Origin of the sequence: Campylobacter concisus ATCC 51562 (genome assembly GCF_000466745.1) — a bacterium.
GTDB classification, from domain to species: Bacteria; Campylobacterota; Campylobacteria; order Campylobacterales; family Campylobacteraceae; genus Campylobacter_A; species Campylobacter_A concisus_B.
This window is the reverse complement of sequence record NZ_ANNI01000009.1, coordinates 1-19,020: the sequence shown is the minus strand read 5'-3', so window position 1 is coordinate 19,020 and position 19,020 is coordinate 1. Positions and strand designations below refer to the sequence as shown.

Genomic DNA, 19,020 nt, shown 5'->3' with positions numbered 1-19,020 from the left:
TTTAATCAAATTTTAGGCAAAATCGCAAAAAAATAAATTCAAGGAAAAATAATGTTAGAAGTTAGGGGACTTACTCAAAGATTTGCAAGCAGTTTGCTATTTGAGGATGTAAATTTAAAGCTAAATCGCCACAACAGATATGGACTAATCGGTGCAAACGGCGCTGGCAAGTCGACATTTTTAAAAATTTTAAGCGGAGCTATCGAGCCAACTAGCGGCGAGATCGTCATAGAAAATGGACTAAAGGTTGGCGTGCTTGGGCAAGATCAGTTTGCGTTTGAAAATTTCACGCTAAAAGACACGGTACTTTATGGCAACAAACGCTTATACGACGCTGTCAAAGAGAAAGAAAAGCTCTATATGAGCGAGGAATTTACAGATGAGATAAACGAGCGCTTAAGTGAGCTTGAGATGATAAGTGCCGAGGAGGACCCAAGCTACGAGTACGAGACTAGGATAGAAAAAATTTTAAGCTCGCTTGGGTTAAATGAATTTGATAAGCTAATGAGCGAGGTCGAAAACTCAGATAAAGTTAAAGTTTTGCTAGCTCAAGTACTATTTCCAAAGCCAGACATCTTGTTCTTAGACGAGCCAACAAACAACCTTGATATAGACGCGATCGCATGGCTAGAAAACGAGCTAAACCGCCACGAGGGCACGCTTGTGGTTATCAGCCACGACAGACACTTTTTAAATAGAGTTTGCACAAACATTTTGGATGTGGATTTTAAGAAAATTCGCGAGTTTTCAGGCAACTACGACGACTGGTATATGGCTGCAAATTTGATCGCAAAGCAGCATGAGATGGAACGCGATAAGAAACTAAAAGAGAAAGAGGAGCTGGAGAAATTTATCGCGAGATTTTCAGCAAATGCGAGTAAGGCAAAGCAGGCGACCTCTCGTGCAAAACAGCTTGAAAAGCTTGACATAGCAGAGATTGCAGTATCAAGCAGGCGTGATCCAAGCATACTTTTTCGTGCAAACCGTGAGATAGGAAACGAGCTAATAGAGCTTAAAAATGTAAGTAAGAAATTTGATGATAAGGTGATATTTGAAAATTTTAACTTTAAGCTTGAAAAGGGCGACAAGCTAGCCATCATCGGCCATAACGGTGTTGGTAAAAGTACGCTTTGTAAGATCATAATGGGTGAGCTAAAGCCTGACGCGGGCGAGGTGCATATAGGCGCGACCATCGAGCTTGGATATTTTGCGCAAGATACGGTAAATAAGATAGATGGCGAGCTAAAGCTTTATGAGTACTTGCAAGATGCCAAAAACAAGGACATCGACGAGATCAGAAAGTGCCTTGGTAGGATGCTCTTTAGCGGCGCTGAGCAAGAAAAGGCAGTAGGCGCGCTAAGTGGTGGCGAAAAACACCGAGTAAGGCTAGCTCAGCTCATGCTTCATAGACCAAATTTACTTGTCATGGATGAGCCGAATAACCACCTTGATCTCGAGGCTATCATTGCACTTGGCGAGGCATTTTATAACTTTAATGGCTCAGTTATCTGCGTGAGCCACGACAGGGAGCTAATAGACGCCTTTGCAAATAGAATTTTGCATCTAAAAGGCAATGGCGAAGTGGTTGATTTTAAAGGCACATATGAAGAATACAGAGCAAATTTGGGGCTTGAGAGCTAAAATTTGTTATTTCTTGCTCCTTATTGTAGGGGCAAGATTAAAATTTATATTTACTACAAAATCTTGCAAGTATTAATCTAGCTATATAAATTAAAAATAGCTTATAAAAATTATTAAAATCCAATAAAAAGACTTTATAAATAAGAAAGAAAATTAATAAGAATTTTCTAAAGTATTAGTAAGATTTGTAAAATAAAATTTATTAAATAATATTTTTATGATGCTTAGTTTAAGGGCTCTATTTAAAAATTTAATAAATTTACTTTGCAATATGGTGATATTTACTTAGTTTTTACTTTCTAAAGTAATATTAGAAATAAAATTTAACTTTATTTTTTATATTTTTGGATATAAAAAGTGTGATTTAATATTTATTTTATGTTATTTTTCTATATATTTACCTTTTAAGCTTAAAAATTTAAATAAATTTGAGCTAATTATGAGCTTTTTATATAATAAAAAAGTGATATTATTATTAAAATAACAATTTATCTAAGCTATATTATTAAATATAGCTTAAAAGCTACTATAAATTTTTCTCCAAAAGTCGTTTTATCTAGGTTAAAAGTCAAAGCTTAAAAAAATAAAGTAGTAATTAATATTTAAAATATTAAATATCTATATAATTTCATTAATACATTTTTTTATAAGGAGAATGGTTATGGCAACCAGAAAAGAACACGATTTTATAGGTGAGTTGGAAATCTCTAACGATTTTTATTATGGTATCCAAACATTTAGAGCTACCGAAAATTTTCACATGAGCGGTAGAACTTTAAAAGAGTATCCATACTTTGTAAAAGCATTTGCACAAATCAAAAAAGCAGCTGCACTTGCAAATAAAGAGGTTGGCGTTTTAGATCCTAAGATCGCTGATACGCTAGCAAAAGCCGCTGATAGAGTAATAGCTGGTGAGTTTTTAGATCAATTTGTGGTTGATATGGTCCAAGGTGGTGCTGGAACAAGTACAAACATGAATGCAAACGAGGTTATTACAAACATCGCGCTTGAGAGCATGGGTCATAAAAAAGGTGAGTATCAATACATCCATCCAAACGATCATACAAACCTTGGACAAAGTACAAATGATACTTACCCAAGCTCAATAAAAGTAGCAACTTACGCAAAACTTACTGATTTGCTTGCTGCGATGAATCTACTAAAAGATGAACTTGATAAAAAAGCAAAAGATTTTAAAGATATCATTAAAATGGGTAGAACTGAGCTTGAGGACGCAGTTCCTACAACACTTGGAAATACATTTAATGCATTTGCAAGCTACATTAAAAGCGATATCGAAAAGATCACAGCTGCACGCGAGTCAATGACATATCTAAATATGGGTGCAACTGCGATTGGTACAGGTATTAACTGCCACCCTGATTATAAAAATGTAGTTGTTAAAAAGTTAAAAGATATCACTGGTGTTGATTTCAAAAAAGCTGATGATTTCATCGCAGCTACACAAGATACAGCAGACTTCGTTCACGTAAGTGGCGCGTTAAAAACTGCAGCTGTTAGACTTTCAAAAATCGCAAATGACCTTCGTTTGATGAACTCAGGTCCAAGATGCGGTCTTGGCGAGATAAATTTACCGCAAATGCAACCAGGTAGCTCAATCATGCCAGGCAAAGTAAACCCAGTTATCGCAGAGGTCGTAGGCGAGGCATGCTACGAGGTAATCGGCAACGACGTAACTATCATGCTTTGCTCAGAAAGAGGCGAATTTGAGCTAAATGCATTTGAGCCAGGCATCGCTTATGCGTTATTTAACTCTATATTTATCCTTGAAAACGCGATGAAAACACTAGCTGAAAAAGCTGTAAGAAAACTAACAGCAAATCCTGAAGCTTGCTTAAAATCAGTTCTAGGCTCAGTTGGTATCGTAACAGCATTTAACCCGTACATTGGCTATGAAAAATCTGCAAGCATCGCTAAAGAGGCTTTGCAAACTGGTAAAGCTGTTGGCGATATCTGCCTAGAGAGAGGCTATCTAAGCAAAGAAGAGATCGATAAAATTTTAGAGCCAAAAAATATGCTAAATCCAAGCATGGTTAGGTAGAAATTTAAGCAAAGTATTATTAAAAGCGTGTCAAAATTCTGACACGCTTAAGTAAAAATTTTAGTTATAAAATTTAATAGAGGAGTTTTCAATGGATATTTCATTGATATTACAGTTGATCGTACTCTTTGGTGCGATATTCTTGGGTGTTAGACTAGGCGGTATGGCCATTGGTTATGCTGGTGGTATTGGCGTCGTAGTTTTAACTTTAGGACTTGGATTAAAAGCAGGTAGTATACCTTGGGATGTTATTTTAATCATTATGTCCGTTATAGCCGCTATTACAGCGATGCAAGTAGCAGGTGGCCTTGATTATTTGGTACAAATAGCCGAAGGGGTGCTAAGAAAACATCCAAAATACATAAATTTCTTAGCTCCAGTTGTCACTTATCTGCTAACTGTATTTGCTGGTACTGGACACACAGCATTTTCTATGATTCCAGTTATTACTGAAGTTGCAAAGACACAAAATATTAAGCCTAGCGCGCCTCTTAGTATAGCTGTTGTTGCTAGTCAGATAGCTATTACAGCAAGCCCAGTTTCAGCAGCGGTTGTATTTATGGCTGGTGAGCATGCCTTGGGCGGACTCGGCATTAGCTATCCATTACTATTAGCTATCTGGATACCTACAACTTTTATTGGTTGTATGCTAACAGCTCTTGTTATAAATATATTTTATAATCTTGATCTAAGTAGCGATAAAGAGTATCAAAGAAGACTTAAAGAAGGGCTAATAAAAGATGTTAAAATCGAAGAGAAAAAAGAGCTTCCAAAAGGAGCTAAATTATCTGTTTTAATATTCCTGGTTGGCGTTATCTCTGTCGTTTTATATGCTACTGCTATTAGTAAAAACGTAGGCTGGATAAAACCAAGCTATGTAACAGGTTATGAAAAAATTTATGAGACCAAAAGTCCAGATAAATTTAATGAACTTGTCGCAAAAGATATAAAAGTCAAAACTGACTCAACTACTAATGTAAAATATGTAGAAGATCCAGATAAGCCTACAAAGGTGTTGGTATTAACTAGAGATAACGCTATTATGAGCTTTATGCTAGTTATCGCTACTTTAATCACACTAACTTGTGGTGTCAAGGTCGATAAGCTATTTAATACAGCTACATTTAAAAGTGGTATGACCGCGTGCGTCTGCGTGCTAGGTGTAGCGTGGCTTGGAGATACTTTTGTGGTAAATCACACCGATGCGATCAAAAATTTTGCCGGCGATTTTGTTAAAGACTATCCGTTTATGCTAGCGGTTGCGTTATTTTTTGCTAGTATGCTTCTTTATTCTCAAGCTGCTACCGCAAAGGCACTTATTCCTACAGTTATAGCTGCACTTGGTTTAACTGCTGCAAATAACGGTGACGCATATATTTTAGTTGCATCATTTGCTGCAGTTTCAGCATTGTTTGTATTGCCAACATATCCGACACTACTTGGAGCCGTTCAAATGGATGATACTGGAACAACTAGGATAGGTAAATATATATTCAACCACTCATTTTTTATTCCAGGTGTTTTAGCTATTGTTTTTTCTGTTGCACTTGGATTTTTAGTAGCTCCGATACTTTTATAAGTATTTTAAATCAGACTTAAGCCGAGATCTCTCTCGGCTTTTTTAAATCCCTTTAAAATTTTTAATTTCTATTCAAAATCCTTAATCAAAATTTTATATTTAAAATTTTTATAAGATCGCGTTAAAAATTATATTAATTAAATTTATAATTTTTAGAATTTTATTCATTTTGATATTAGAATACCCATTTTTTAAAACTAAAAATCTAAATATAAATATTAAGTAAGATTTAATTTTATTTTCAACTTTAAATACTAGAATAACTAAAGGCAAATATCTTTAAAGGGAGAAAGATGAGCTTAAATAGACGAGAATTTTTAAAATTCGGTGCTGGAGTTAGTATGGTTGCATCATCCTTGCCGGGCGGTGCTTTAGAAAATGCTGCAAAGCAAGATGAGAAGTACGTCCGTAGCTTTTGCGAGATGTGCTCTTCAAGATGCCCCATCGAAGCAAAGGTCGTTGATAATAAAATTTGCTTCTTAAGTGGTAATCCAAAAGCTGGCGGTACGGCAACTTCGCTTTGTGCAAGAGGTGGCTCTGGTTTTAGTCAGCTTTATGACGAAAATAGAGTCAAAAAGCCTTTGATTAGGGTTGGTGAGAGAGGAGAAAATAAGTGGCGTGAGGCTAGCTGGGACGAGGCACTTGATCTAGTTGCTTCAAAAATGCTTGAGATAAAGCAAAAGTATGGCCCTGAAAGCTTTGTCTTTACCTGTAAAAGCTCGCAAACACATAAGCTAATGGTAAATTTTGCCTCAGCTTACGGCTCGCCAAACTGCTTTTCACATTTTTCGTGCTGTCCGATCACCTATCAAATGGTCTGCGAGCAGATGTACGGCATAGCTAAACTAAAAAGAGACTTTGCAAATGCAAAATATGTTGTAAATTTTGGCCACAACCTCTTTGAGGGCATCGTCATAGCTGATGCTAAAAAGCTTGCTAAATTTGCAGCTAAAAAAGATACAAAGCTACTTGTGCTTGAGCCAAGATTTAGCGTGGTGGCTTCAAAGGCTGATGAGTGGCTACCAGTTAGACCTGGCACTGATCTAGCTTTTGTTCTAGCTATCATAAATACATGGATACAAAATGGCACTTACGATAAAGAATTTATTGAGAAATTTACAATTGGCTTTGATGAGATCGTTAAAAGTGTAGAGGGCAAAACGCCTGAATGGCAAGAGGCAATCACTGGCATAAAAGCAAGTGATGTTAGACGCATTGCTGATGAAATTTATAAAGCTGCTCCAAGAGTTATTTTTGATTTTGGACATAAGACAACCACCACAAAAGCTGAATATATGAGGACAAAGGCCATCATGGTGGCAAATGCGATGATGGGTAACTGGGAGGTTAAAGGTGGTCTTTTTGGTGGCAAAAATGCAAAAACCTTTAACAAGCTAGTTGGCGAGGATAAATTCCCAGTTCTTAAAAATCCAGATGAGAAATTTAAAGTACCAAAAGTCACTAGACTAGACTTTGCTGGCGAGACTGGTAGGCATAAATTTGTAAGTAGAAAACATGGCGTTTTGATGGATATAAATGACGCTATCTTAAGCGAGAAACCATACGCCATAAAAGGCTGGTTTAACATCCGCTTTAATCACCTAATAAACGTTGCTGAGACGATGAAGAGTATAGAGGCGATGAAGAAACTTGATTTTATAGTGGTAAGCGATGTTTATCTAAACGATATGGCGACATTCGCTGATGTTATCTTGCCTGAGAGTAGCTACCTTGAGCGCGACGAGGGCATAGAGGATAAGTCAGGTCTAAAACCAGCTTATATGATAAGAAATAAAGTTATTGATCCAGTTGGTGACACGAGAGACGGGGCATTTATCTTTAGGGAGCTAGCACGCCGCATGAAGATAGATGAGCTTTATACTTGGAACGACATACGTGAGTTTAGGATGCAACAAGCTGGCGGAGATGTAAATTTACTTGCTACGCTGGAAAAAGATGGCTTTATCACGTGGGATGAGCCGGGAATTTTGTTTAGAGAAAAAGGCATGATCGATAAATTTATCGCTAAATATCCAGTAGCTGCTAAATTCGTAGGCGAAAATGGCCTAATGGATGATATGGCTAAGCTTAAAACAAAAAGCGGCAAGATAGAGCTATTTTTGCCTGATGTCGAAGCGCAGTTTGTAGGATATGGCGCGCTAAATGATAAAGATATGGATACATTTGACGGGCATGATCTTTGTCTAACTTGTGGCAAAACGCCTATTCATACCAATGGACATACTCAGGCGGTGCCGTCGCTTCATGATCTTATGAGTGATAGCCCTATCTGGATAAATCCAAAAACAGCTAAACGTAAAAATTTACGTGATGGCGATATGGTCGTGGTGAAAAATAAATTTGGCGAGCAAAAAGGCAAGCTCATGGTGACCGAGGGCATTAGGGAAGATACACTCTTTATCTATCACGGCTTTGGGCACATCACTCCAGCTCTTAAGAGTATAGATCACGTGGGACTAAATACAAGCGTGCTTCTTAATCCAGCCGAAGGGCCAGTGGCTGCGACTATGGTTACAAATGTTGGCGTTAGCATAAGTAAAGCGTAAGGATAGAAAATGAAAAAATATATGATGATACATGATGAAAATTTATGCATCGGCTGCCAAGGCTGCTCGGTAGCTTGCAGAAGTACAAACAACGTACCAAGGGGACTTTACCGCTTGCAGGTGCATGCAAAGATGAGTGGGACATTTCCAAATTTAAAGACTGACTTTTTGCGTCAAAGCTGTGTTATGTGCGAAGATGCACCTTGTGTTGAGGTTTGCCCAACTGGTGCTAGCTTTAAAACAGCTGATGGCGTGACGCTGCTTGATCATAGAATTTGTGTTAGTTGCAAGTACTGCATCCTGGCCTGTCCATACGACGCTCGCTACGTCTTGCCAAATGGTGAGATAGGCAAATGCACATTTTGCTATGAGAGTAGGCTAGAAGAGGGCAAAGAGCCAGCTTGCGTTAGCGTCTGCCCTACAAATGCCCTAACTTTTGGCGACGTAAATGATGAAAACTCTAAAATTTCAAAGAAATTAAAAGAGAGTAAATACTACTTGCCAAAAGCGGAGTTAAACACAAAACCTTCACTTGCGATGATCGCAAATACAAAAGGAGCACACCATGAATAACATGTCAGGAAGCCTAGCTCAATACTCTGAAATTTACTGGGGTTGGCCGATAGCCGTTTATCTATTTTTAGCAGGACTTAGTGCGGGTGCTAGCATCGTTGCTGTGCTCATTTCAAAAAAATATGGTAAAGAGAATTATTACTTTAAAGCAGCCACTCTTGTCGCTCCATTAGCGATCATTCTTGGACTTGCTCTTTTGGTGCTTGATCTTGGCAAACCGCTTAGCTTTTACTGGATACTATTGCTTTACAACTTCGACTCAGTCATGTCAATAGGTGTTGCGCTACTTCTAGTTTATACGCCTCTTAGCGTTATATATGCAGTTGGTGCATTTAAAAACGAGATCGCAATGCTTAAAATTTCTCTTTTTGACGTGGTTGCAAATTTTGCTAGCAAGCTTTCAAGCCTACTTGAAATTTTACTTTTTATCCTAGGCATTGGCGTTGGTGCATATACAGGCTTTTTGCTAAGTGCAGCTCACAAGATCGCACTTTGGAATACATCAGTCTTGCCGGTATTATTTTTAGTATCAGGCTTGAGCTGTGCTGGTGCATTTACGTTACTTGTTGGCGTGCTAAAAGATAAGGCAAAAAGGCAAAACGATATTGCACACTATTTATTAAAATTTGATTTTTTTGCGATTATTGCTGAGTTTTTGCTCATAGTTGCTCTTTTTATGGTTGTAAAAGGTGCAAGCACAAGTGGTGCAGAGAGCGTAGCAAACGCACTTAGCGCAAATTCTCTTGGGCTGATGTTTTATATTGGTGTCATTGGTTTTGGTATGGCTTTGCCTATCATTTTAGACTTAAGCGTTTTAAAGGTGCATGATTTTAAACGCGAATTTGCCGTGATCAACGCATTATTCGTAATATGTGGCGTCTTTTTGCTAAGGTGTTACATTGTCTATGCGGGGCAAATTTTTATTTAATGCTTAAAAAATAATTTTAATTTTGAATTTACCTATTAAATATTACAATAGGGCTAAATCTTAATAAGACTTATTTTTTAGGAGAGAGATTTGAAAATTTTGCTTTTAGAAGATGATTTAGGGTTTCAAGAGAGCGTCTGTGAGTTTTTGCAGACGCTTGGTTATGAAGTTACAGCTGTAAGCGATGGCCAAGAAGCGTGTGATCTGATAGAGAAAAATTTCTATCATCTTTTTATACTTGATATAAAAGTCCCTGGCGTAAATGGGCATGAGGTTATCAAATACATAAGGAGTTTAAATCCAAACGCTCCTATCATGATAACAACATCTTTAGTTGATATAGGCGATATGGCGATTGGCTACGAGCTTGGCTGTAACGAATACCTAAAAAAGCCATTTGAGCTTGCTGAGCTTAAATTTAGAGTAACTGAGCTTATGAGAAAATACTATGGAACTGACGATAAAAACATAGTAAAGATCAATGACGAGTTTAGCTTTAATCTAAACAAGCGTGCGCTATTTAAAAACGGCAAAATGGTCGATCTTAGTGCAAAAGAAGTCGCACTTGTTGAGTGTCTAGTTTCACATCTAAATTCTTACGTCAGTATGGAAGAGCTAAGAGATCTTGTCTGGAATGACAAAGAGATAGAAGGCGCTGATATTAGAATGCACGTTTTAAAGATAAGAAACAAAACAACTAGTGACTTTATCACTTCAAAGAGGCGTATAGGCTACAAGATAGATGCACAAGAGCTTTAAGATCCAGATCATAGCGACATTTGTCATAATGTCGCTTTTTTGTTTTCAAAGCTTTGTGATCTTAAATTTAAGCCAAAAAAATAGCACTTCAAAAGCTCTTTTTGGTGCGATGAAGCATGAAACTATTATCAAAAATTCGTTTTTAAAAAATGAAAATATAACTCCTTCTTTAAAGTATAAATTTGCAATCTATGATGTAAATTTTAATCCAATTATTTCAAATCTTACCAAGCAGCCAAGCAACTTTAAATTTGTAACACTTGAAGAAAATGGCTTCTTGTTTTATAAAAGCTTTTTTATAAAGGATAAAACGCCTTATTACATTGTCGTTGAAAAAGAGCTTGATAATGAAAAAAGCATATTTCTAGCGGCACTTATGCTCATTGTCATCCTTGTGGCGGTGCTTTTTATCGTCTATTTTTTATATCTAAGCAGTGTTAAGCCTTATAAAGAGTTTCAAAAATATATGAACAACTTCTTTAACGACGCCATGCACGAGCTAAAGACTCCACTTGGCGTAGCTGGCATGAACCTTGAGATGCTTGGACTTGAAAACAAGTATATAACCCGTATCAAAAATGCCCTAAAACAGATGCAAATAACCTACGAAGATGTCGAATACTTCATAAAGCGAGGCTATATAAAATTCCCACTTGAGCGGCTAAATTTAGGCGAATACATAATAGAGCGAGTGAAATTTCTCTCAAGCGTGGCCGATGTCAAACACATCGAGATAAAGACAAATTTAGAAGGCGATGCATTTACTATGCTAAGCAAGGTCGAAGCTCAGCGCATCATCGATAACACCATCACAAACGCCATAAAATACAGCCCAAAAGAGAGCGAGATAATAGTAAATTTAGAGCTTGAAGCAGACCGCATAAATCTTAGCGTGCAGGACTTTGGCAAGGGGATAAAGGACGTCAAAAAGGTCTGGAAACGTTATGTAAGAGAGGATGAAATCCAAGGCGGCTTTGGCCTTGGGCTAAATATCGTCAGTGAAATTTGCCAAAAACATAACATTTTATACGGCGTTGATAGCGTCTACGGCGAGGGCAGCACCTTTTATTATAAATTTAAACGAGCTTAAATTAAGCATAAAAGCGTAAAATGAAGCCTTAAATTTAGAAGGAAAAACTTTGGATAGAATCGTTGAAATCGAAAAAGTAAGCTTTGAAAATGACTTTGAAGTCTCGCTTAGACCGACAAAATTTGAAGACTACATCGGACAAGAAAAGATAAAACAAAATTTAGATGTCTTTATAAAAGCAGCCAAAAAGCGAAATGAGTGCCTAGATCACGTGCTATTTTACGGCCCTCCAGGGCTTGGCAAAACCACCCTTGCTCACATCATCGCAAACGAAATGGGTGTAAGCATCAAAATGACCGCAGCGCCGATGATAGAAAAGAGTGGCGACCTTGCAGCGATCCTTACAAATTTACAAGAGGGCGACGTGCTTTTTATCGACGAGATACACCGCCTAAGCCCAGCTATCGAAGAGGTGCTCTATCCTGCGATGGAGGACTTTAGGCTAGACATCATCATAGGCTCAGGGCCGGCTGCCCAGACTATCAAGATAGACCTGCCAAAATTTACACTTATTGGCGCAACGACGCGTGCTGGCATGATCTCAGCGCCTTTAAGAGACCGCTTTGGGATGGATTTTAGACTGCAGTTTTACACAAGCAGCGAGCTAAGCCGTATCGTGCAGATAGCCTCTGCCAAGCTTGGCAAAGAGTGCGACAAAAACGCCTCGCTTGAGATCGCCAAACGCTCACGTGCCACGCCTAGGATCGCTCTTAGACTATTAAAGCGAATTCGCGATTTTGCCGAGGTAAATGACGAGCTAATCATCAGCCACGAGCGCGCAAAAGAGGGGCTTAACGCGCTTGGGGTAAATTCGCTTGGATTTGACGAGATGGATATTAGGTATTTAGAAATTTTGATGCAAGCAAGGCGCCGTCCTATGGGACTTAGCACGATCGCAGCGGCACTTAGCGAGGATGAGGGCACGGTTGAGGACGTCATCGAGCCATATCTGCTTGCAAATGGCTTTATCGAGCGCACCGCAAAGGGCAGGATCGCTAGTGCGAAGTGCTTTGAGACCTTTAACGTCAAGATCGACATCGAAAAAGGGCTTTTTGAGTAGCGAAATTTAAATTTGGAGCAAAAATGAGCGAGCCACATCTTTGTCCTAAGTGCAAGCAAAGGACGATTTACTTTGATGGGATCTGCTATGATTGCAGGCAAAAAGAGAAGCTGGAGTTTTATCAAGGTTTAAGCGAAGATGAGATCAAACAAAAGCTAAAAAATGTCCTAGCTCACACAGATGAGATAGGCAAATACGATGAAATTTATAGCGATCTTGTCTATATTTTCTACCTGCATGGCATTTGCGACGAGCAGATAATAAGAGAAGTGACAAAAGAGCGTGAATACTACCCATTTGAAATTTACAAAAACGCCCCAAGCGACGTGAGAGATGAGCTCATAAATAGGCTTAATGGCGCTGAAAATATCGTAAAAATAAATCACATCCTTTGTGCACTTGCATGGCAGGGCGATGAGGTGGTGAGGGAGCTATTTTTTAAGCTCTATAATGCGCCAAAGCCTTGGAAGGCAAAGCTTCACGTCGATACTGATGCATACGCTCAGGTTGCTGGCTGGAGCTTTGACGAGAGTGGTAAGAGAAAAAGCCTAGTTTTTGATAGGTGTTTTACATGTGAGCCAAGCCAAAACGCAGATGCAGACGTTAAATTTAAAGCACTGAGCGATGAAAAATGTAAATTTTGTAGCGGTGAGATGCTGGAATTCACCATCAAAAAAGAGAGTCTAAAGCGACTTGGGCTAGAGCTTAAAAACGATGCTGTGCTTAAATTTTGCCCAACATGCGTTGTCCTTGTGCAGTATTTTTGCCAAAATGATGGCAATAATGTGCAAACAGAGGTAGTAGGCGAGGGTGAGAGTGAGGACTATTTAAGAGATGCTGTGGCAACGCTTGATGGGCAAAATTTTGAGCTAGCCAGCGAGGTTTGCGCTCACTACTCGTATATGATAGATAGTGAAATTTTGCTTGGTGGATATCCACAGTGGGAGCAAGATGCTGAGTATTTAAAATGTCCAAAATGTAGCAAAAGCATGAAATATCTAGCACAAATTCCTCTTGGAAGTCTAGTAGATGGCGAGGGAACTATATATGTTCAAATATGTGATGAATGCGAGATCGTCGGGGCAAATTTTCAGTGCACGTAAAAGTCTAAATTTGTAGGAGCTTTTGAGCTAGAAATTTTGCGTAAAACTATAAATTTATCTAAATTTACTAAGCGCCAGTAGCATGCTAAAAATGCCAAAAGCCTAGCCGTACTTGCTAGCTTTGCAAGCTTGATGGCAAAGAGATTGAGCAAATTTGGGAAGCAAATGAGCAGCTTTGATAAATTTGCTATAATTACCCCATTTTAAGGGAGCAAGATGAACAATAGACTATTTTTTGGAATTTTTGTACTTTGTGCTTTGGCTTTAGTGGTCTATCTTTTTAAACCATATCTGCTTGATATTTTTATCGCTGCACTGCTTGCTGTCGCGGTTTCAAATGTCCAAATCGCATTTTTATCGCTCACTAAAAACCGCAAGACGCTTTCATCAGCTCTTACCACGTCTGTGCTTCTTTGCTTATTTATCGCCCCACTTCTTTATGCGGTAGTTGAGATCGCAAAATACGCAGCTGGCTTTGATATAAACAATGTCACAAAGACTATCGAATTTATCAAAAATTATGATTTTAGGATGCCTGAGTCGATAAATTTTTTAGAGCCAAAGATAAAAGAATTTATCGGCGGACTTGATATTAAAATGCTTTTTTCTCAAATTGCGGCAAATCTTGCAAGCCTGGGTAAGTTAAGCCTTAAATTTGGCGTTGATATGATTATTATTTTGGTCTTTTTCTTCTTTTGCAATCTTTATGGCAATGAACTCATCAGCTATCTAAAATATGCACTTCCGCTAAAGCAAGATGATACAGAGTCTATTTTAAGCGAAGTTGGCAACGTGATGAGTGTCGTTTTTTACTCAACCATTGCAAATATGATAATCCAAGGCTTTTTATTTGCTATTGTCACAAGCTTTTACGGCTATGATGGCGTGCTAACTGGCATCTTTTTTAGCTTTGCTTCGCTTATTCCAGTTGTTGGCGGTATTTTGGCATGGGCGCCTATTAGTATTTATGAGTTTGCAAATGGCAACACAGCAGCAGCGATAACTATCGCAATTTATACGATCGTAGTGATCTCATTTGCAGCTGATACGCTTTTAAAACCACTTGTTATTAAATTTATAAACTCAAAGCTGGTTAAAATACCAACAAAGATAAATGAGCTTCTTATATTCTTTGCGATGCTTGCAGGTATCACGACATTTGGGTTTTGGGGCGTGATCCTTGGACCAGCGATCGTGACATTTTTTATCTCGACTATCAAGCTTTATACGCTTTTAAGAGAGAGAAATTTCGTATAAAAATAGGAACAAATATGATCTATGAAGATAAATTTATAAAAATCGAGCGTGAAGACAACGAACTTCCATGGATAAAAATTTTTACCATTAAGCCATTTCGTGAGCTAAGCGATTGCGATGAAGCGAGTAGGGCAAGGCTTTTTGAGGCGATGCTTATAAGCGAAAAGGCTATGCTTGAGTTTTATAAACCAACCAAAATAAACATTGCAAGCTTTGGAAACTACGTGCCACACGTGCATATTCATGTCATTGCTAGATTTAGTGATGACGCATTTTTCCCAGATAGTGTTTGGGCTAATCCAAAAAGAAAAAGCGAGCTTGCATTACCAGAATTTGATAAATTTGCAAAATTTTTAGAAGAAAAGTTAAGGGCTAGTTTTGAATAAATATAAAAAATATCTTAATGTCTATATCGTTTTTATCTTTATCATAGTACTTGGATGGCTTTTTTACTTTCTTTATAGCTCTTATATGGCTGAAAAGATGCAAAATAATATGCGAGTCTTTTTTGATTACCAGGTAAAACAGCTTAATAAAAGTATAGATGATGAGAAATTTTCATCAATGGCGATCTCTACCTTGCTTGCTCAAAATGAGTCTATACAAATGTGCTTGCTAGGGCAAAGTCGCGATGAATGTATAAAAAATATCGAAAATTTAACCAAAACCCTTGGCGCAGCATTGATGTATAACAACATTAAGCTTCATATTTATGATAAAGATCTAAAAAGCTATGTAAGGAGTTGGGATCTAAACAGATATGGCGATATGATCGCTAGTAGTAGGTTTTTAGTGCAAGAGTCAAGGCATCAAAACAAGCCCATGGTCGGCATCGAGGCGTGGTATGCTGGAACGCATATAAGGGCTGTCTCAAACGTAATACGTGATGGTAAAATTATTGGCAACATCGAGGTTTTGTTAAATTTTGACTCACTTGGAAATTATTTTAAAAAGCAAGGAATTGATCTATTTGTTCTTTTGGCAAAAGACAAGATGCCATCTCGTAAAAGCATTCCAAGTAATCAAATTTTAAATGATTACTACATCGAAAATTTAAGCAGTGCAAATTTAAATATTGTAGGTTTTTTGCGTGATATTAATTTTAAAGAATATGAATTTTACGTTTATAAAACGCACTACTTTTGCGTGGTACCATTAATAGACGCTAGCAACACACAGATAGGCTATTATGTGCTTCATGTAAATACTAATGAAAAAGAGCAAAATATTTCACAAAATTATTTTGAGTCAGAAGAACTCTTTTAGATTCTATTTATCTGATAAATTTTTGTATTTATAGTGTAAATAAAAAGAATGGTGGAAGCGAGGGGGATCGAACCCCTGTCCAAAAACAAAATGTATACAGCCTCTACACGCTTAGCAAAAGTGAAAATTTCATCTAAAAAGGCTCACTTTCCAAAACCAAAATTTAGACTAAGACTAAAATTTCAGCTAGCAAGCAGTCACTTTACGAGCCTACTCTAGCTAAATTACTTGCTTTTGTCCTAGCTAGAATTAGACTAAGCAAGGCTCAACTGAACTTACGCAGCTTTAGCGTAAGCAGGAGCGAAATTAACGTTGTTTGCGTTTAAATTTAATTTGAGCTTTTTACGCTTTGCTCAAAGCGACGTGCCACCGTACACACTCTGCTCCTGTCGAAGCCAAGTCGCTCCCAAAAAATAAAATGGTTAGTGAATTATTTAGTTAAGTTTTGCAGGCACATCAATGATTTTTGGCTCAAGAACGCTAAAATATTCAAAATCGTTCTCGACATCATCTTTATATTTATTAAACTGATCGCTAATAAGCAGCAACCAATCTATAAATTTATCATTTGCTGGTCCTTTTAGACTTCTTGCCTCTTGAGTTATCTCTTCAGCTAAAGTTGTAAGCTTTAATATCGGATCAAGATGCATGAACCCTGCTGCTGATTTAATATTATGAAAAATCCTAGTAAGCTCTAAGATACTATCTTTATATTTATCAGCTCTTCCTAAATTTATTATCAAAGGCTCGAGTAAATCGCACATTAAAGCATAGTGAGATAAAAATTCTTCAACTATATCATAAGAGTAATCTATTTCAAGCCTTTTTAATATACCCATTTTTATGTCCTTAAGAAATTGGCGTAATTGTAGCAAAAATTTGATAAAATTGTTAGCCTTTTAGCTAAAAATCCTTGGAGCTTGCAATGAAAAATGAAAAAACTCAGAAGAAAAAACTAAGCATAAATGATATAAAAAATAAAAAAGGCATTGAGCCTATTGTAATGATAACTGCCTATGATGCGCTATTTGCTAAGCTTTTTGATGATTATGCTGATATTATTTTGGTTGGCGATAGCTTAAATATGAGTTTTAATATGCAAGAAAGTACGATAAGTGCGGACATGAACGCCATGCTTTATCATACAAAGGCAGTTTGTAATGGAGCTAAAAATACTTTTATCATGGCTGATATGCCATTTGGTAGCTACACAAATGAAAAGCAAGCAATAAAAAATGCGATGAAATTTTTTAAACAGACAAATGCCGATGCGGCAAAGCTCGAAGTTGGCATGCACCAAGTAAATTTAGTAAAGCGCCTTTGTGAAGAGGGCATAAACGTTATGGCTCACATTGGCTTAAAGCCTCAGTTTTATAAATTTGAAGGTGGATATAAGATAAAAGGCAGAAGCGAGATAGAGGCAAAAAGGCTAGTTGAAGAGGCTTTGGCATTTGAGCAAGCTGGAGCGTTTGGTATCTTGCTTGAAGGTACGATGAGTAGTGTGGCTAGCGAGATAACAAAGCAAGTTCATGTACCAGTTATTGGTATCGGATCTGGAGTAAACGTCGATGGACAAGTGCTTGTATGGTCTGATATGCTTGGGTTTTTTGAAGACTTTAAACCAAAATTTGTAAAACGCTATCTTGATGGAGCGGATATTGTAAGAAAGAGCGTGCAATCCTACGCAAATGATGTAAAAGGCAAAATTTTCCCAAGTGAAGAATTTTGCTATTAGGATGATTAATATCCGCGTTAAATAAAAAGCGCCAAAAGGCTATCTATTTAAATTTCTTTATAGCCCTTTATATCAAGACCAAAACCTGCAAGGCTTACAAATTCTTTATTTTTATTTGAGCTTAAAAGCTCAATTTCGCTTATGCCAAAATACTTTAAAATTTGTGCCCCAATGCCATAATCTTTTTGTGAGCTTGCATCGCTTTTATTGCTGTCTAAAAATAGCAACACTCCGCCATTTTTACTTAAAAAATCCAATGCCTTTAATAAATTATCAAATTTATCTCCACTTAAAAGCTCATGATCTTTTCTTATTTTTTGAAATTTTACATTAGTTTGCGCTTTTATCTCTCCGAAAACATAGGCAGCGTGATTTTTATTTTCGTGATCTTTTATGTCATATCTTTTTGCTTCAAAACCACAGATTTTTACATTCTTTGCGGGCGAAACCTCTATTAAGCTTTCGTGGCTAAGTCTGTATTCTACTAATTCAGAAACGCTTATCATATTTAGGTTAAATTTTTTACAAAATTCCTCCAAATAATCACGTCTTGCCATTGTGCCATCTTCTTTTACGATCTCGCAAATCGCTGCCATTGGACTAACGCCAGCGAGTTTGCAAAGATCAACTGATCCTTCAGTGTGACCTGTACGAACGAGGACACCACCTTTTTTTGCAATAAGCGGAAATATATGCCCAGGCCTTACAAAATTTTCAGGCACTGAATCAGTACTAGCAGCAAGTCTAATCGTCATATCTCGCTCATAAGCACTTACGCCTGTCGTTGCTTCCTTTGCGTCAATTGTGACAGTAAATGCGGTTTCATGACTAGATGTATTTTTAGAAACCATTAGCGGCAAATCAAGTCTTTTTGCATTTGCTTCATCCATTGCAAGGCAAAGCACACCTTTTGCATGAGTGATCGCAAAATTTACCTTTTGCATATCGCTGCTTGCCGCTGAAAAGACCAAGTCTCCTTCATTCTCACGGTCTTCGTCATCGACCATAATTACCATTTTGCCATTTTTTATATCTTCAATCGCTTTTAATACATTTTCAAATGCCATAAATTTCCCTTATTAAATTTTTACGATTATATTGATTTTTTGATAACTTAGAGATAAAAATATTAATTTTAATTTGTCTTGTATCAATTATTTAGAAATTTTAGAAAAAGATTTATTTTTAAATATATGCGATTTGGTGGTGATAACTTAGGTTTTATTTTTTAATTTGTCTTATGCATAGATTTTTAAAGCATAAATTTTAATAAAATACACTATTTCTAAGAATTTCAGTAACTAGGAAAAATAAAAGTCAAAGAATGAAAGATGGCGCAGCGGACGGGGCTCGAACCCGCGACCTCCGCCGTGACAGGGCGGCATTCTAACCAACTGAAC

General features: G+C 37.3%; 16 protein-coding genes and 1 other RNA gene. 14 read left to right on the top strand and 3 right to left on the bottom strand.

Annotated elements, in window-relative coordinates; all coding sequences use genetic code 11:
* Window positions 1-51: 51 nt before the first annotated feature.
* The 13 genes from abc-f to ATCC51562_RS07135 all read left to right on the top strand — a co-directional run bounded on the left by abc-f (window position 52) and on the right by ATCC51562_RS07135 (window position 15,885).
* Entirely contained in the window at window positions 52-1,641 is a 1,590-nt protein-coding gene (gene abc-f / locus ATCC51562_RS07195; RefSeq protein WP_021091837.1) for a ribosomal protection-like ABC-F family protein, read from the top strand.
* Between the two features lie 661 nt (window positions 1,642-2,302).
* Window positions 2,303-3,703, top strand: a complete 1,401-nt coding sequence (locus ATCC51562_RS07190; RefSeq protein WP_021091738.1) for an aspartate ammonia-lyase — start codon at window positions 2,303-2,305, stop codon at window positions 3,701-3,703.
* Window positions 3,704-3,794: 91 nt separating this feature from the next.
* Window positions 3,795-5,282: an anaerobic C4-dicarboxylate transporter gene (locus ATCC51562_RS07185; protein WP_021091863.1), complete on the top strand. Its 1,488-nt coding sequence runs from the start codon at window positions 3,795-3,797 to the stop codon at window positions 5,280-5,282.
* A 293-nt stretch (window positions 5,283-5,575) separates the two neighbouring features.
* The gene (gene phsA, locus ATCC51562_RS07180) at window positions 5,576-7,849 is read left to right on the top strand and encodes a thiosulfate reductase PhsA (RefSeq protein WP_021091605.1); all 2,274 of its coding nucleotides are present in this window, start codon (window positions 5,576-5,578) and stop codon (window positions 7,847-7,849) included.
* 9 nt (window positions 7,850-7,858) lie between these two features.
* On the top strand, window positions 7,859-8,422 hold the full coding sequence (locus ATCC51562_RS07175; protein WP_021091584.1) for a 4Fe-4S dicluster domain-containing protein: 564 nt from the start codon (window positions 7,859-7,861) through the stop codon (window positions 8,420-8,422).
* Complete coding sequence (gene nrfD / locus ATCC51562_RS07170) at window positions 8,415-9,350, top strand: NrfD/PsrC family molybdoenzyme membrane anchor subunit (RefSeq protein WP_021091559.1); 936 nt, start codon at window positions 8,415-8,417, stop codon at window positions 9,348-9,350. The genes ATCC51562_RS07175 and nrfD overlap by 8 nt, the downstream gene beginning before the upstream one ends.
* Before the next feature lie 90 nt (window positions 9,351-9,440).
* Complete coding sequence (locus tag ATCC51562_RS07165; protein ID WP_021091644.1) at window positions 9,441-10,109, top strand: response regulator transcription factor; 669 nt, start codon at window positions 9,441-9,443, stop codon at window positions 10,107-10,109.
* A complete protein-coding gene (locus ATCC51562_RS07160) occupies window positions 10,093-11,199 on the top strand; it encodes a sensor histidine kinase (RefSeq protein WP_021091804.1) in 1,107 nt (368 codons plus the stop codon). The genes ATCC51562_RS07165 and ATCC51562_RS07160 overlap by 17 nt, the downstream gene beginning before the upstream one ends.
* A 49-nt stretch (window positions 11,200-11,248) precedes the next feature.
* A complete protein-coding gene (ruvB, locus tag ATCC51562_RS07155; protein WP_009294236.1) occupies window positions 11,249-12,259 on the top strand; it encodes a Holliday junction branch migration DNA helicase RuvB in 1,011 nt (336 codons plus the stop codon).
* Between the two features lie 23 nt (window positions 12,260-12,282).
* Complete coding sequence (locus tag ATCC51562_RS07150) at window positions 12,283-13,362, top strand: hypothetical protein (protein WP_021091719.1); 1,080 nt, start codon at window positions 12,283-12,285, stop codon at window positions 13,360-13,362.
* Between the two features lie 216 nt (window positions 13,363-13,578).
* Window positions 13,579-14,619 carry an AI-2E family transporter gene (locus ATCC51562_RS07145; protein ID WP_021091758.1) on the top strand — a complete coding sequence of 347 codons (1,041 nt, stop codon included), beginning with the start codon at window positions 13,579-13,581 and terminating at the stop codon, window positions 14,617-14,619.
* Window positions 14,620-14,633: 14 nt separating this feature from the next.
* Window positions 14,634-15,005, top strand: a complete 372-nt coding sequence (locus ATCC51562_RS07140) for an HIT family protein (RefSeq protein ID WP_021091771.1) — start codon at window positions 14,634-14,636, stop codon at window positions 15,003-15,005.
* Window positions 14,998-15,885: a cache domain-containing protein gene (locus tag ATCC51562_RS07135; protein ID WP_021091618.1), complete on the top strand. Its 888-nt coding sequence runs from the start codon at window positions 14,998-15,000 to the stop codon at window positions 15,883-15,885. Before ATCC51562_RS07140 ends, ATCC51562_RS07135 begins: the two co-directional genes overlap by 8 nt.
* 49 nt (window positions 15,886-15,934) lie before the next feature.
* Here the strand turns inward: ATCC51562_RS07135 and ssrA are convergent.
* Both ssrA and ATCC51562_RS07130 read right to left on the bottom strand, forming a co-directional pair.
* Window positions 15,935-16,293, bottom strand: a transfer-messenger RNA (tmRNA) gene (gene ssrA / locus ATCC51562_RS09570).
* Between the two features lie 26 nt (window positions 16,294-16,319).
* Window positions 16,320-16,724, bottom strand: coding sequence for a histidine phosphotransferase (locus ATCC51562_RS07130; protein ID WP_035167557.1), 405 nt, complete (start codon window positions 16,722-16,724; stop codon window positions 16,320-16,322).
* 86 nt (window positions 16,725-16,810) lie between these two features.
* Between ATCC51562_RS07130 and panB the strand changes: the two genes are divergently transcribed.
* On the top strand, window positions 16,811-17,620 hold the full coding sequence (gene panB, locus ATCC51562_RS07125; protein ID WP_021091824.1) for a 3-methyl-2-oxobutanoate hydroxymethyltransferase: 810 nt from the start codon (window positions 16,811-16,813) through the stop codon (window positions 17,618-17,620).
* A gap of 47 nt (window positions 17,621-17,667) precedes the next feature.
* On the opposite strand, the gene ATCC51562_RS07120 is transcribed toward panB, so the two are convergent.
* A complete protein-coding gene (locus ATCC51562_RS07120; RefSeq protein WP_035167554.1) occupies window positions 17,668-18,687 on the bottom strand; it encodes a bifunctional 3,4-dihydroxy-2-butanone 4-phosphate synthase/GTP cyclohydrolase II in 1,020 nt (339 codons plus the stop codon).
* Window positions 18,688-19,020: the final 333 nt, after the last annotated feature.

Bases quoted from the DNA above. Each gene is read 5' to 3' on its own strand.
- ATCC51562_RS07175 (WP_021091584.1), top strand. From the start codon at position 7,859: ATGAAAAAATATATGATGATACATGATGAAAATTTATGCATCGGCTGC.
- ATCC51562_RS07140 (WP_021091771.1), top strand. From the start codon at position 14,634: ATGATCTATGAAGATAAATTTATAAAAATCGAGCGTGAAGACAACGAA.
- ATCC51562_RS07120 (WP_035167554.1), bottom strand. From the start codon at position 18,687: ATGGCATTTGAAAATGTATTAAAAGCGATTGAAGATATAAAAAATGGC.
- ATCC51562_RS07145 (WP_021091758.1), top strand. From the start codon at position 13,579: ATGAACAATAGACTATTTTTTGGAATTTTTGTACTTTGTGCTTTGGCT.
- phsA (WP_021091605.1), top strand. From the start codon at position 5,576: ATGAGCTTAAATAGACGAGAATTTTTAAAATTCGGTGCTGGAGTTAGT.
- panB (WP_021091824.1), top strand. From the start codon at position 16,811: ATGAAAAATGAAAAAACTCAGAAGAAAAAACTAAGCATAAATGATATA.
- ATCC51562_RS07150 (WP_021091719.1), top strand. From the start codon at position 12,283: ATGAGCGAGCCACATCTTTGTCCTAAGTGCAAGCAAAGGACGATTTAC.
- ATCC51562_RS07130 (WP_035167557.1), bottom strand. From the start codon at position 16,724: ATGGGTATATTAAAAAGGCTTGAAATAGATTACTCTTATGATATAGTT.
- ATCC51562_RS07160 (WP_021091804.1), top strand. From the start codon at position 10,093: ATGCACAAGAGCTTTAAGATCCAGATCATAGCGACATTTGTCATAATG.
- ATCC51562_RS07185 (WP_021091863.1), top strand. From the start codon at position 3,795: ATGGATATTTCATTGATATTACAGTTGATCGTACTCTTTGGTGCGATA.
- nrfD (WP_021091559.1), top strand. From the start codon at position 8,415: ATGAATAACATGTCAGGAAGCCTAGCTCAATACTCTGAAATTTACTGG.
- ATCC51562_RS07190 (WP_021091738.1), top strand. From the start codon at position 2,303: ATGGCAACCAGAAAAGAACACGATTTTATAGGTGAGTTGGAAATCTCT.
- abc-f (WP_021091837.1), top strand. From the start codon at position 52: ATGTTAGAAGTTAGGGGACTTACTCAAAGATTTGCAAGCAGTTTGCTA.